12 protein-coding genes are annotated in these 13,228 nt (G+C 63.5%); 4 read left to right on the top strand and 8 right to left on the bottom strand.

What is annotated here, in order from left to right; all coding sequences use genetic code 11:
• Position 1 precedes the first annotated feature (1 nt).
• Together AAFP29_RS13610 and cobJ are read left to right on the top strand one after the other, a co-directional pair.
• The gene (locus AAFP29_RS13610) at positions 2-634 is read left to right on the top strand and encodes a precorrin-8X methylmutase (RefSeq protein ID WP_419217887.1); all 633 of its coding nucleotides are present in this window, start codon (positions 2-4) and stop codon (positions 632-634) included.
• Positions 631-2,139: a precorrin-3B C(17)-methyltransferase gene (cobJ, locus tag AAFP29_RS13615; RefSeq protein WP_419217888.1), complete on the top strand. Its 1,509-nt coding sequence runs from the start codon at positions 631-633 to the stop codon at positions 2,137-2,139. The genes AAFP29_RS13610 and cobJ overlap by 4 nt, the downstream gene beginning before the upstream one ends.
• Positions 2,140-2,226: 87 nt before the next feature.
• Here the strand turns inward: cobJ and AAFP29_RS13620 are convergent, their stop codons facing one another.
• The 4 genes from AAFP29_RS13620 to AAFP29_RS13635 are packed head-to-tail and all read right to left on the bottom strand — an operon-like array spanning position 2,227 to position 5,717.
• Positions 2,227-2,982, bottom strand: coding sequence for a cobalt-precorrin-6A reductase (locus tag AAFP29_RS13620; protein ID WP_419217889.1), 756 nt, complete (start codon positions 2,980-2,982; stop codon positions 2,227-2,229).
• A complete protein-coding gene (gene cobM, locus AAFP29_RS13625) occupies positions 2,969-3,742 on the bottom strand; it encodes a precorrin-4 C(11)-methyltransferase (protein ID WP_419217890.1) in 774 nt (257 codons plus the stop codon). The genes AAFP29_RS13620 and cobM overlap by 14 nt, the downstream gene beginning before the upstream one ends.
• Positions 3,739-4,953, bottom strand: coding sequence for a precorrin-6y C5,15-methyltransferase (decarboxylating) subunit CbiE (gene cbiE / locus AAFP29_RS13630; RefSeq protein WP_419218102.1), 1,215 nt, complete (start codon positions 4,951-4,953; stop codon positions 3,739-3,741). Before cbiE ends, cobM begins: the two co-directional genes overlap by 4 nt.
• Positions 4,950-5,717 carry an SDR family NAD(P)-dependent oxidoreductase gene (locus AAFP29_RS13635; RefSeq protein WP_419217891.1) on the bottom strand — a complete coding sequence of 256 codons (768 nt, stop codon included), beginning with the start codon at positions 5,715-5,717 and terminating at the stop codon, positions 4,950-4,952. The genes cbiE and AAFP29_RS13635 overlap by 4 nt, the downstream gene beginning before the upstream one ends.
• Before the next feature lie 67 nt (positions 5,718-5,784).
• Here AAFP29_RS13635 and AAFP29_RS13640 point away from each other — a divergent pair, with 67 nt between their 5' ends.
• The gene (locus AAFP29_RS13640; RefSeq protein ID WP_419217892.1) at positions 5,785-6,189 is read left to right on the top strand and encodes a TIGR03618 family F420-dependent PPOX class oxidoreductase; all 405 of its coding nucleotides are present in this window, start codon (positions 5,785-5,787) and stop codon (positions 6,187-6,189) included.
• 86 nt (positions 6,190-6,275) lie between these two features.
• On the opposite strand, the gene AAFP29_RS13645 is transcribed toward AAFP29_RS13640, so the two are convergent.
• The gene (locus AAFP29_RS13645; protein WP_419217893.1) at positions 6,276-7,445 is read right to left on the bottom strand and encodes a M24 family metallopeptidase; all 1,170 of its coding nucleotides are present in this window, start codon (positions 7,443-7,445) and stop codon (positions 6,276-6,278) included.
• A 13-nt stretch (positions 7,446-7,458) separates the two neighbouring features.
• On the opposite strand from AAFP29_RS13645, the gene AAFP29_RS13650 reads away from it, so the two are divergent.
• A complete protein-coding gene (locus AAFP29_RS13650; RefSeq protein ID WP_419218103.1) occupies positions 7,459-8,409 on the top strand; it encodes a 5'-3' exonuclease in 951 nt (316 codons plus the stop codon).
• Here the strand turns inward: AAFP29_RS13650 and AAFP29_RS13655 are convergent.
• From AAFP29_RS13655 to tatC, 3 genes are all read right to left on the bottom strand, one after another.
• On the bottom strand, positions 8,406-9,338 hold the full coding sequence (locus AAFP29_RS13655; protein ID WP_419217894.1) for a DUF4333 domain-containing protein: 933 nt from the start codon (positions 9,336-9,338) through the stop codon (positions 8,406-8,408). The genes AAFP29_RS13650 and AAFP29_RS13655 overlap by 4 nt on opposite strands.
• A 122-nt stretch (positions 9,339-9,460) precedes the next feature.
• On the bottom strand, positions 9,461-12,259 hold the full coding sequence (locus AAFP29_RS13660; protein ID WP_419217895.1) for a DEAD/DEAH box helicase: 2,799 nt from the start codon (positions 12,257-12,259) through the stop codon (positions 9,461-9,463).
• A gap of 3 nt (positions 12,260-12,262) precedes the next feature.
• On the bottom strand, positions 12,263-13,219 hold the full coding sequence (gene tatC / locus AAFP29_RS13665) for a twin-arginine translocase subunit TatC (RefSeq protein ID WP_419217896.1): 957 nt from the start codon (positions 13,217-13,219) through the stop codon (positions 12,263-12,265).
• Positions 13,220-13,228: the final 9 nt, after the last annotated feature.

Below are 13,228 nucleotides of genomic sequence, written 5' to 3' on the forward strand. Positions count from 1 at the left end.
CATGAGCGACCAGTATTCGTATATCCGCGACGGTGCGGAGATCTATCGACAGTCCTTCGCCACTATTCGTGCGGAGTCTGACTTGTCGGCGTTCGACGCCGATCTCGCGACGGTTGTCGTGCGGATGATTCACGCGTGCGGGCAAACCACCCTCACCGAGGATGTGCGGGCAAGCGCGGGACTCGTTGATGCCGCGCGCGATGCGCTGCGAGAGGGTGCACCGATATTGTGCGATGCGACTATGGTCGCGTCCGGGGTGACGCGCGCACGTCTGCCCGCAGACAACACGGTGCGATGCTTCCTCGGCTCACCGGGGCTCGCCGACTTGGCCGACGAGCTGGGCACGACTCGGACCGCCGCAGCTGTCGAATTGTGGCGCCCCGAACTGGAGGGCGCCGTGGTGGCAATCGGTAACGCGCCGACCGCTCTGTTCGCGCTGCTCGAATTGATTGATGACGGCGGTCCCCGACCGGCCGCAATCGTCGGAGCACCGGTTGGTTTCATCGGCGCGGCCGAATCGTGTGACGCGTTGGCCGCGCGTGACGACGTCGAGTATCTGACCGTCCTCGGCCGTCGAGGCGGGTCGGCGATTACCGCCGCGGCGCTCAACGCGTTAGCGAGTCCGGTCGAATGAGCGGCACGCTTTGGGGTGTCGGCCTGGGTCCCGGCGACAGTGAATTGGTCACGGTGAAAGCGGCCCGCATAATCGGCGAGGCCGATGTGATCGCGTATCACTGTGCCCGCCACGGTCGCAGTATCGCGCGCGGGGTCGCCGAACCGTATCTGTCGCCCGGACAGATTGAAGAACGGCTGATGTACCCGGTGACCGTCGAGACCACCGACCATCCAGGCGGGTATGCCGGTGCACTCGCCGACTTTTACACCGAGAGCGCGCAGCGGCTGGCCGTTCACTTGGCCGCCGGACGCGACGTGGTACTGCTTGCCGAAGGTGACCCGCTGTTCTTCAGCTCATATATGCATATGCACAAACGCCTCGCCACGCGGTTTCCGGCCGAAATCATCCCCGGCGTGACCTCGGTGTCGGCGGCCTCAGCGGCCATCGGGATTCCACTCGTGGAGGGCGAGGAAAATCTCACCGTCTTACCGGGGACCGCACCTCAACCCGAACTCGTCGCGGCACTTAGCGCCGGGCACGCTCTGGCGATTATGAAACTTGGTCGCACCTTCCCCACTGTTCTTGCCGCACTTGAAGAATCAGGTCGCCTCGACGAGGCGTGGTACGTAGAACGTGCTTCCACGACGCGGCAGCGGGTAGCCAGGGTCGTCGACGTCGATCCAACCTCCGTACCGTATTTCTCACTGATCGTCGTGCCGTCGCCGCTCAATCAGAATTGGGCACTAGCCACTGCGCCAGCGTCTGCGGCGTCGGCCACACCGGGTTCGGTCACCGTCGTCGGTCTCGGTCCGGGCAGCGATACCCAAACGACGCCCCAGGTCGCCGCGGCACTCGCCGAAGCCACCGACCTGGTCGGCTACAAAACCTATCTCGCTCGGATTACCGCTCGGCCTGGTCAGCGGGTGCATGCCAGCGACAATCAGGTCGAATCCGAGCGTGCGGAATTCGCATTGAGTCTTGCCCACCGGGGAGCCCGGGTGGTGGTGGTGTCATCGGGCGATCCGGGCATCTTCGCGATGGCGACCGCCGTCGCCGAAGTCGCCGCTGAACCCCGGTGGCACGATGTCGCCATTCGAGTACTGCCCGGCGTTACCGCGGCCACCGCCGTAGCCGCGGTATTCGGTGCTCCCCTTGGCCACGATCTCGCCATCATCTCACTGTCGGATCGACTCAAGCCGTGGGAGGTCATTGCCGCGCGGATCCGCTCCGCGGTGACCGCCGATCTCGTTGTCGCCATTTACAATCCGGGATCGTCGCAGCGGACGTGGCAGGTCGGCGAATTGAAACTCCTTCTCCAGCAACATCTTCCGGGCGATCGCGTCATCCTGCTTGGCCGCGATGTCGGCGGACCTACACAGTCGCAGACTGTCAGCACCATCGACGATCTTGATCCGGCGCATGTCGATATGCGGACTCTCATCATCGTCGGATCATCGACGACGCGGGTCATACGGCGAGCCGCTGGGGATCTGGTTTTCACACCGCGGCACTATCGGGCGTGAGCCGAATTCGCTGAAATATGTCCGCTGGCGAACTGAGATGTCATATCGCCACCTCGCCTACGCTCAGGGCATATCTCCGCGGATCCATCAACGCAACCTGTGCACCCACGCCAGGGCTGCCGCCACATCGTGAACACGGTGCACACCGGCCGGCTCACTCGGCCGCTCCACCACGACCACCTCGACGCCCAAGTCCCGAGCGGCGTCGAGTTTGTCGCGGGTCAGCGCCCCCCCGCTGTTCTTCGTGACTAACGTCGTGATCCGGTGGTGCCGCATCAGCGCTGATTCGTCGTCATACCGATAGGGTCCACGCGCGGAGAGGATTTCGGCGTGCGGCGGCAGGGACGCCGTCGGTTTGTCGACGACCCGGATCAGAAACCACGCATCGGTGATCCCGGCGAAGACCCCGACATCCTGCCGTCCCGTGGTGAGAAGGATCCGGCCGCCCTGTGCCCCAACATATTCGGCAGCAGATGCCATATCCGGAACTCGATGCCACCGGTCATCCGGTCCCGGCTCCCACGGAGGTCGCCGCAACCGCAACAACGGTGTCGACGTTGCGGTGCAAGCCGCGACCGCATTCCTGGTTATCGTCGCGGCAAATGGATGGGTGGCGTCGACGACCGCCGAAATTTCCTGCCCGCGGAGATAGTCCGCCAGTCCCTCAATTCCACCGAACCCCCCGATCCGCGCCTCGCCGACCGGGAGTTTCGGTCGCTGCACTCGTCCGGCAAGCGACGAGATCACGCTGATTCCCGCGCCGACGACTTCCTTCGCCAACTCGCGCGCCTCGCCGGTCCCGCCGAGGATCAGCACTCGGCGCGCGTCCTCAGAGCTGGCCATCGGCACGCAGCTTGGTCATCCGGGCATGAGAATACAAGTAACTGTCGGTCACGTCCGGGTGCGCAGCGGCAGCGAGGACCGGCCCCACAAAGATCACCGCGGTACGTCGGATCTGTGCGGCCGCCAACGCACCGGGCAATTCGACCAGCGGACATCGCACTACTCGCTCATCGGCGCGGCTGGCGAAAGCCACTGTCGCAGTGGGACAGTCGGCACCGTAGTGCGGTAGCAGTGCATCCACGATCTGGTCGGCTTGGTTGGCGGCCAGATGCAGAGCCAACGTCACACCGGCCGATGCCAATGCTGCCAGGTCCTCGCCGTGCGGCATATCGGTGGACAGCGTCGACACTCGGGTGATGAGCAAACTCTGACCGACGCCGGGCACGGTGAGTTCGATGCCCATCGCAGCTGCGGCAGCCGCGAAGGCAGGAACCCCCGGCACTATCTCGTAGTCGATTCCCAGCTTCGTCAGATGCCTAACCTGCTCTGCCACAGCGGAGTACAACGAAGGGTCACCGGAATGCAACCGAGCCACGTCATCACCACGCTCATGCGCTGCCGCGATATGCTCGATGATTTCCGACAATGGCATCCGGGCCGTATCGATCAGCCGGACGTCGTCGGGACAGTGAGTCAAAATCTCGGCCGGCACCAACGAACCCGCGTACAGACACGTCCGGCATTCCCCCAATATCCGCGAACCGCGCAAGGTAAGGAGATCCGGGGCGCCCGGCCCGGCTCCGATGATGTAAACTGTCACGACTCACTGCCCCTCTCGACCACCCACTGCACAATCGGCAACGCCGGTCGCCAGGTGGTCATCGAACCCAGTGGCGCGGCATATTCGACGCCGAGCCGCGTCATCGTCCCCCCATATGCCGCAAACGATTCGGCCACCAGCGACTGATTCTCGACGGTGACCGCATTGACCACCAGCCGCCCGCCAACGGTCAACCGCTGCCACGCGTCAGCCAAGACGCCGCGCGTAAACCCACCGCCGATGAAGATGGCGTCCGGATCCGGTGCGTGGTCGAACGATTCCGGCGCACTACCGACAATCACCAAGCGGTCGCCGACGCCGTGTCGGGCCGCGTTCACCGCGATCCGCTCCGCGCGCGTGGGATCCGATTCGAAAGCTGTTGCACGACTTGATGTATCACTTCTGAGCCATTCGATGCCGACACTGCCGGAACCGGCACCGATATCCCACAGAATCTGCCCGCCGGTCGGCGCCAGTGCACATACTGTCACCGCCCGTATTACCTGCTTGGTGAGTTGGCCGTCGTGATGATAGACATCGTCTGGCAGACCGGGCGTGCGCGCGTGCAGCGGCCCCGAGATCTCCAGCGCGACGACATTCAGCGGGTCACCGGGAGCCAGCGTCCAGGAGTCAGCGGTCGCCGAGTACTTGTCTTCGCGCGGTCCACCCAATTGCTCGAGAACTGTGAGCGTAGAACTTCCGAATCCGTTGTCCGCCAGCACCTTCGCCAACTGAGCCGGCGAGTTCTGATCCCGAGACAAAACCAATACGCGCTTCGCATGACTCGCAACCGCCAACACGGATGACGCCGACGAACTGACTAACGACACCACCTCGGTCCGCGCCAGATCCCACCCCATCCTTGCCGCCGCCAGGCTCACACTGGACACCGCCGGAAGCACCAGCACCGCATCGCGACCGAGTCTCGCGATGATTGATGCCCCAACACCATGAAACATCGGATCACCGGAGGCGACGATATGTACGTCCCCGGCGGATTCATCGGCAAGCACCTCGTCGAGATGTGCACTCATCGGTGACTGCCACCGGACAGTTCGCGCCGAAACCTGGCCGGACAGCAACGACAATTGTCGCGATGATCCGATAATCGTTGTCGCACCGGTCAATTCATCCTGCGCTCGGCGGCTCAGTCCGTCCCAGCCGTCGGCCCCTATCCCGACGACGATGAACCTGCGTGCCCCGCCGCTCATCGCGGCAGCCGACGCCAAATCGCACGGGGCAGCAGCCGGAACACGAATATGGTCGGACGGATCGCCCACGGCACCCACACTTCACGCTTACCCCGCCGATAGGCGCGCGCGACGCCATCAGCGACCTGGTCCGCCGTGGAACTCATCGGGGCGGGCTTGACACCGGTCGCCATCAGATCCGCCGTCATCGCTCCGACGACAAAGCCCGGCCGGGCCAACAACACTCGCACCGACGTGTGTCGCAAGGCGTCGGACAGGCCGCTGGCGAAGCCGTCCAATCCAGCCTTCGTCGAGCCGTAGACATAATTCGCGCGACGCACCCGTGCGCCGGCGATTGAGGAGAAGACGACCAGCGTCGAGGGCCGCTCCTGTTCACGGAGCGCATTCGCGAGCAAAGTCAGAATGCTGACCTGCGCCACATAATCCGTCTGTGCGATCTGCAGCGCATGCGCAACGTCGGTCTCCGAGCGTGATGCATCACCGAGGATTCCGAAGGCGACGATCGCTGCTTCGATCGGGCCATAATCGGCGACCAGCTGTTCGACGAGTGCCGGGTGCGTATCGGTGTCGTCGGCGTCGAACGCGACCACGCTTACCTCAGTGGCGCCGGCCGCCAGCGCGATAGCGCGTTCGGCACTGAGATCTTCGGGACGTCGAGCGGCCAAAACGACGTGTCGCCCAGCGGCCAGTCGGGCGGTCAGTGCGACGCCGATTTCACTCCGGCCGCCAAAGAGAATGATTGCGCCCGCGTCCGAAGATGACATACTTCGATCATTCCATCCGCGCGATGCCGTCGATACCTCCGGGTCACAGGAGCGATAGCGTGAGACGGTGACTCGAACACCGGATGACCTCACCGATGCGGCCCATGAATTTCTGATCGAACGACACCTGGCGACGCTGGCGACCGTCCGCCCCGACGGGACACCCCATTCGGCGCCGGTCGGTTTCACATATGACTCCGACACCAGGACCGCACGAGTGATCACCTCCGACGGCAATCAGAAGGCCCGCAACGCCGAACGCGCAGGGTATGCCGCACTCACACAGGTCGACGGTGCGCGGTGGCTGACTGTCGAGGGTGCCGCCCGGGTCCGACGCGAGCCCGATGAGGTGCGCGACGCCGAGCGTCGCTACGCACGCCGCTATCGAGTGCCACGACCCAATCCGCGCCGCGTTGTCATCGAAGTGACGGTGACTCGGATCATGGGTTCATCGACCCTGCGCGGCGATTAGACCTGCTTTGGGGGAAGTTCACCTCGTTTACTCGCGTTCACCTCACAATTTTCGAGAGGTAGATGCGAGTAAACGAGGTGAATTCGCTAGCGTCGGTCCAACACCGTCAAACCATGCGGACGCGTATTCACCGATTCGCAGCCATCTTCGGTGACGATGACGATGTCTTCGATGCGGGCCCCCCACTGGCCGGGGAAATAGATTCCCGGTTCGATGGAGAATGCCATACCCGGTCGCAATACGACATCGTTGCCGCCGACGATATACGGCTCTTCATGTACCGAGAGTCCGATCCCGTGGCCGGTCCGATGAATGAAGGCATCGGCCAGCCCGGCCTCGGCGAGTAGGTCGCGTGCCGCGGCGTCGATCGACGACGCGGTGACACCCGGGCGAACCGCGGCAGTCGCCGCTGCCTGCGCCCGTTCCAGAGTCTGAACTGCAGCCGCAATATCGGCTGCCGGCTCACCGAAGCAGTAGGTGCGCGTGGAATCCGAGTTGTACCCCGACGCGACCGGTCCGCCGATGTCGATAACCACGACGTCGTCCGCGGCGATGATGCGATCAGAATATTCGTGATGAGGATCGGCACCATGCGGTCCGGAACCAACGATGACGAATGCAGCCGACGTATGACCTTCGGCGATGATCGCCGCGCTGATATCAGCCGCGACGTCGCGTTCGGTTCGACCGGGACGCAGGAATTCACCCATCCGGGCATGAACCCGATCGATTGCCGCACCGGCCTCTCGGAGCGCGTCGATCTCGACGTCGTCTTTGATCATTCGTAGTTCGCGTAAGACGCCAGTCGCGAGCCGCGGCGTTGATCCGATCCGCTCGGCGATCGGCACTAGGTGTAGCGCTGGCATTGAATCCGATACCGCCACAACAGGATTGGTACCGGATTCGGAGAGGACAAGGCCGTAGGGGTCTTCACCGTCGACCCAGGGCGACATGGTGAGCCCCAACTCGCCAGCCGCCGATTCAGTAAGCGACGCCAGTTCCAGTCGCGGTACCACGACGATCGGCGCCGAATCAGCGTCGGCCGCAATCGCCAGCACCGTCAGCCGTTCAAAGGTCTGCGCGCGCGATCCGATCAAATATTCCAAGTCCGGTCCCGGACTGACGAGCAACAGATCGACGCCGGCATCGGCGGCGAGTTTCGCCGCGGCCGCGAGTCGTCGGGCATAACTGGACACCGGTAGCAACGTGGACTCAGACACAATTGCCAGGCTAACGCCTACTAAGGTTGCGAGCATGCCTGGCACCCTGATGCTCCTCGACGGCGCAAGCCTCTGGTTCCGCTCCTATTTCGCATTGCCCGAGAAGATGACCGCTCCCGACGGCCGACCGGTGAACGCGGTCCGCGGATTCGTCGATACGATCGCCGCACTTGTTACCAAACATGAGCCGACGCGGTTAGTCGTCTGCCTCGACCTCGACTGGCGCCCGGCATTTCGTACTGATCTGATTCCGTCGTACAAGGCTCATCGCGTTGCCGAAGAGTCGAGCACCGCACCCGATGTCGAAGAAGTCCCCGACACGCTGACTCCACAGGTCGACATGATTATGAATGTTTTAGCCGCAGCGGGTATTTCACGTGCCGGTGCCGTTGGGTACGAGGCCGACGACGTCATCGGCACACTAGCCTTCGCCGAAGCAGACGACGAAGTAGTCGTCGTCAGCGGCGACCGCGACCTATTGCAGGTTGTCGCCGACGACCCCGTCTCGGTGCGGGTCTTTTACGTCGGCCGCGGACTATCCAAAGCCGAGTTGATGGGGCCGCTCGAGGTCGCCGAGAAATACGGCCTTGACCCAGAGCGGCCCGGCGTCGGCTACGCCGAGATGTCGATGCTGCGCGGCGATCCGTCCGACGGTCTACCGGGAGTGGCTGGCATCGGCGAAAAGACCGGCGCGAAACTGCTCAACGAATACGGCAGTCTCGAGGCGCTCGAGAAGGCTGCTGCAGATCCAGCGTCGAAGCTGGCGGCCCGCCCACGCAATGCCCTGATCGCCGCATCCGACTACCTGACGGCGGCCCGCACCGTCGTCACCGTTGCGACCGACGCCGAAATCGTTCTGAGCCCAGGAGCAGACGAACAACGCGCCGATGCCCTGCCCGCTGCACCAGCCGATCGAGTCGCGCTCGCCGAGCTGGTGGAGGAACTGGGAATCGGCGCGTCGGTGAAACGCCTTGCTACCGCGCTGCGGTGGGAGCTCTAGCCTGCGCTGGGCCGACTGACCTCGTAGTTACCGTCGCCATCGATGAACGTGATCGTCACCTTGCGCTCCAGATCGCCGACCTTGACCGTGCAATCGAACGAATTGCCCTGCTTGACGCGCTGACCGGATGGGCATTGCGCACCGGACACGTTGGTTGACTTGTAATCCTCGGTGAGCACGCGCTCGACCCCCTGCTGCGCGGCATCCTGGGAGAGCGTCTTCGGCGCCCAGCCCGGCACGAGGAATGCCGTGATCAGCACGATTGCGGCAATCGCCACAAGTGCTCCGGCGCCAATGTAGTACAGCTTTCCGGACTTCTTCGGAGACGGCTGCCCCATCGGGCCGAATGGGTCGTTTTGCTGACCAAACTGGCCCGGCTGACCAAACTGGCCCGGCTGGCCGAACTGACCCGACGGCTGGCCGAACTGACCCGACGGCTGGCCGTATGGCTCCGGATTGGTAAGCGGCGCAGTCGGATTCGGTTGCGACGTTGATTGCGGAGCAGCTCCGTACTGTCCGGGCACTCCGTACTGCGACTGGTCCGGCGCGCCATAGTGCGGCTGCGCGGGCTGTCCGGGCGCTACACCGTATTGCGGTTGCGCGGGCTGTCCGGGCGCTACACCGTATTGCGGTTGCGCGGGCTGTCCCGGCGCGACACCGTACTGCTGCGGCTGGGCCTGCGGGCCGGAGAACTGTGTCGGCTGCCCGAACTGAGTCTGCTGACCATACGGATCGGGTTGGGCCGGAGGGACGGGTTGGGCCGGAGGGACGGGTTGGGCCGGCGCACCGGGCGTCGTCGTCGGGTTGAACTGCGTTGGAGCGTAATTCCCAGGCCCGGTGGTCGGGACCGGAGTCTGCCCGGAGGTTGGGTCGGGCGCAGCATTCGGGTCGGATGGGCCCGGATTGTTCGGCTGTTCAGGCTCGGTCATGAGTCCCTCCCGAAGGGGTTGCCCCAGCGGCAACCGAGTTTGTCGGATACGGCTGTAAATGCTATCGCAGTACGCCTGGTCATAGGTGGATCACCACGTAGATGCCGCGACGGTGCCAGTCATTAATTTAGTTCTACCGCTACTATGCCGCGCCTGATCGCACCTATCGCGCTTCGAGCGGTAGCCGCGAGCCGACTGGACGAGTCGACACTCTTGGCGACCTGTTCCAGCAGGTCGACGACCTGGCGGTTCCACCGAACGAAGTCTCCCGGTGAGAGCAGGTTGCCACGATCGCCCGCTGCGGCAAGTGCCTCGGTCAGCGATCGGCCCGACGCCCACAGTGCGACTGCCACCGAGAACCCGGTATCGGGTTCACGCGTCGGTGTCAGTCGATGACGCGACTCCACCTCGGTGATGTCCTGCCAAATACGAACCGTATCCGCCAGCGCGGCCCGCAATCCGGCACTGCCCGGCATCGCATCGACTCCCGAATAGGTGTCACGCCGAGCTTCAAAGACGAGGGCCGCCACCACCGCCGCGAGTTCATGCGGAGGCAACTCGTCCCAGACTTCCTCGCGGAGGCATTCGCTGACCAATAGATCGCTCTCGCTATAAATGCGACCAAGGATCCGGCCCGGTTCAGTCACCTCGACGTCGTTCCCGACCTGGCGCAGATAGCCGAGATCGGTCAGTACACCGACTACCCGGTCGAAGGTGACCCGCAGAGTCGACGTTCGCGCCGCGATATTCGAATCCAGCGTGACGATGTCGCGGACCAATCGATTGCGTCGTTCGGCCAGTCGGAAAAGTTCATCGGAGTTGTCCAGTGCGTGCGCGGGGTGCGCGCGCAATTGGGCCCTCAAGTTGGACAGTTCCTTGTCGTCGGCCGCATCGGCACGTTTGCGCTGACGCCCGCGAGGTAAGTCGATGCCGGTCGAGCGCAATGCCGACGCCAGATCTCGCCGGCCACGGCCGGTTCGCCGGTCCACCTGCTTGCCCAGCCTCATATTGCCGAGCACTTCAGGCGTATTGAGGAAGTCGCGTGCCCCGACGCGTCCGCACCAACCGTCCTCGGTCAGCACCATCGGTTTGGGATCGGCAGCACTAGACGCCGGCTCGATGACAACGGCGATCCCTCGATGCCGATTGCCATACAACCCAATCACGTGGCCGCGTTTGAGTGCGGCGAGCTCATCGGTCGTCGACGCCAGATCAGCGTTGCGCCGAACGAATTTGAGTTCGCGTTCGCGCGTCCGAATATCTTCGCGCAGTTGGACATACCCGAGAAAGCCGGTGTATGCCTCGGTCTGCGCCGCGCCCTGGCCGGAAGATCCACCGAATGTCGGGTCGCCCGAATCCAGCCCGCGTCGCGTCGCGGCATTCGCCAATTCACCGTCCATCTTGCGCAGGGCACGCTGGGCTTCGTCGACCTTGCGAGCCTGGCCGACCACTGATCGATCCGCCTGAAATTGGGCGAAGGATCGGTGCAGGATCTCCCGCGACCCACTCAGGCCGAGCCGGTCGATGAGGTTGACCGCCATGTTGTACTCCGGTGCGAATGAACTGCGTAGCGCAAAGGTGCGCGAACCGGCCAGTCCAGCGACCTCGGTCGGCACGATGTCGGGGGTCCACAGCACCACCGCGTGCCCCTCGACATCGATTCCGCGTCGCCCCGCACGGCCGGTCAGCTGGGTAAACTCCCCCGGGGTCAGATCTACATGCGCCTCGCCGTTGTATTTGACGAGACGTTCCAGGACGACTGACCGTGCCGGCATATTGATGCCGAGCGCCAGCGTCTCGGTCGCGAAGACCATCCGTACCAGACCACGGGTGAACAGTTCTTCCACGCAGTGCCGGAAGGTCGGGAGCAGGCCGGCGTGATGGGCCGCCAACCCCCGACGCAGGCCGGTCCGCCATTCGGTGACGCCGAGAATATCGATATCAGCAGGCGACAGCTCCCCGACGTAGCGGTCGACGACGTCGTCGACCTGTGCGCTCTGCTGCGGTTCGAGCAGGTTGATACCCGACCGCAGGCATTGCTGCAGTGCGCCATCGCAGCCGGCCCGGGAGAAGATGAACCCGATCGCGGGCAACAATCCCTCGCGGTCGAGTTGCCGGACCAGGTTCGGCCGCGGCACAACGTTTCCGCGCCGAGTGTTCGGACGGCCACGGCGACGCCCGCGGGAGCGTTCGTCATAGTCGTCGGTCATCAACGCACGATGCTTGATGAAACGCATCAGCTCTGGATTTACACCGGGATGCCCCGCTTTACCGGCCTTTCCGGAGCGTTCGGGGCGAGGATCGAACAGGTCGAACAGTCGCGTCCCCACCATCATGTGCTGTTGTAGCGGAACGGGCCGGTGGTCATCGACGATCACGGTCGTATCGCCGCGGACCGTCTGCATCCAGTCACCGAATTCCTCGGCGTTGCTGACCGTCGCCGACAGCGCGACCACCGACACCGATGGGTCCAGGTGCAAGATGACTTCTTCCCACACCGCGCCCCGGAATCGGTCGGCCAAGAAATGCACCTCATCCATCACCACATGGGAAAGCCCTTGCAGCGCGGGAGAATTCGCGTAGATCATGTTGCGGACGACTTCGGTCGTCATCACGACGACGTCGGCGTCGGGGTTGATGGAGTTATCCCCGGTCAACAGCCCGACCGAATCGGCTCCGTGTACTGCGACAAGATCGTTGAATTTCTGGTTACTCAGCGCCTTAATTGGCGTTGTGTAGAAGCATTTGGTGCCCTGCGCCAGGGCGAGGTGGACCGCGAACTCTCCGACGATGGTTTTGCCGGCTCCGGTGGGCGCGCATACGAGGACACCGTGACCGGCTTGCAAGGCATCGCAGGCGCGTAGCTGGAATGGGTCGAGGGCGAATGCTTGACGGGCGAGAAAATCGTCGAGGTGCGTCATCTCCTACAGGATGTCACCAAATGTGTCGCCGGAGCGCACCGACGCTCGTGATGTCGCCGCGGTCCCCGGCGACGCGGTCGGTGTGGCGGACGCTGACGGCAGTGGACTGGCTTCGTCGTCCGAGAGCGACTCCCAGTCCTCGGTGCGCCGAGCCTTCCGCCGGTCGTTGAACCGGGAGATCTGGATGGCGAATTCGAGCAGGACGGTCAACGCACACGCGAGCGCCAACATCGTGAATGGATCCGAACCCGGCGAGACCACCGCTGCGAACACGAACATCGCGAAGATGAGACCGCGCCGCCAACTCTTTAGCCGTTGGTAGTGCAGGATGCCAATCAAGTTGAGCGCGATGATGAGCAACGGCAGTTCAAAACTCACACCGAAGATGACCAGCAGATTGATCATGAAGGTGAAGTAACTGTCACCGGTCAGCGCGGTTACCTGAACGTCTTGACCGACGGTCAGCAAGAACTCGAAAGCCTTGTTGACGACCAGGTAGGCCAGCACCGCACCGGTTACGAAGAGGACCGATGCCGCACTCACGAAGGAGAAGGCATACTTCCGTTCGTTGCGATGTAAGCCCGGAGTAATGAACTGCCACAGTTGGTAGAACCAGATGGGCGTTGCGATCACGACACCTGCGGTCAGGCCAACTTTGAGTCGCAGCATGAACTGATCGAACGGGCCGGTGGCGAGAAGTTTGCAACTGCCGTCGGCGGTGAAACTGGCACGTGCGGAAGCGGGCAGCGAACAATACGGCCCACGCAAAAGTTCACCGAGCGACTCGATGCCGAAAATGGAATGGGAGTACCAGAAGAAGCCAAAAATAGTCGTCAGCAGTATCGCGATCAGCGAGATGACGATTCGGTACCGCAGCTCGTAAAGGTGGTCGACGAGCGACATCGTCCCGTCGGGATTGGCCTTACTGCGGCGCCGACGGGGGTCGAGGGGTATGCGCACTAGTGGAGA

Source organism: Gordonia sp. CPCC 205333 (assembly GCF_048537885.1).
GTDB lineage: Bacteria > Actinomycetota > Actinomycetes > Mycobacteriales > Mycobacteriaceae > Gordonia.

Bases quoted from the DNA above. Each gene is read 5' to 3' on its own strand.
- AAFP29_RS13610 (WP_419217887.1), top strand. From the start codon at position 2: ATGAGCGACCAGTATTCGTATATCCGCGACGGTGCGGAGATCTATCGA.
- cobJ (WP_419217888.1), top strand. From the start codon at position 631: ATGAGCGGCACGCTTTGGGGTGTCGGCCTGGGTCCCGGCGACAGTGAA.
- AAFP29_RS13620 (WP_419217889.1), bottom strand. From the start codon at position 2,982: ATGGCCAGCTCTGAGGACGCGCGCCGAGTGCTGATCCTCGGCGGGACC.
- cbiE (WP_419218102.1), bottom strand. From the start codon at position 4,953: ATGAGCGGCGGGGCACGCAGGTTCATCGTCGTCGGGATAGGGGCCGAC.
- AAFP29_RS13635 (WP_419217891.1), bottom strand. From the start codon at position 5,717: ATGTCATCTTCGGACGCGGGCGCAATCATTCTCTTTGGCGGCCGGAGT.
- AAFP29_RS13645 (WP_419217893.1), bottom strand. From the start codon at position 7,445: ATGCTCGCAACCTTAGTAGGCGTTAGCCTGGCAATTGTGTCTGAGTCC.
- AAFP29_RS13650 (WP_419218103.1), top strand. From the start codon at position 7,459: ATGCTCCTCGACGGCGCAAGCCTCTGGTTCCGCTCCTATTTCGCATTG.
- AAFP29_RS13655 (WP_419217894.1), bottom strand. From the start codon at position 9,338: ATGACCGAGCCTGAACAGCCGAACAATCCGGGCCCATCCGACCCGAAT.
- AAFP29_RS13660 (WP_419217895.1), bottom strand. From the start codon at position 12,259: ATGACGCACCTCGACGATTTTCTCGCCCGTCAAGCATTCGCCCTCGAC.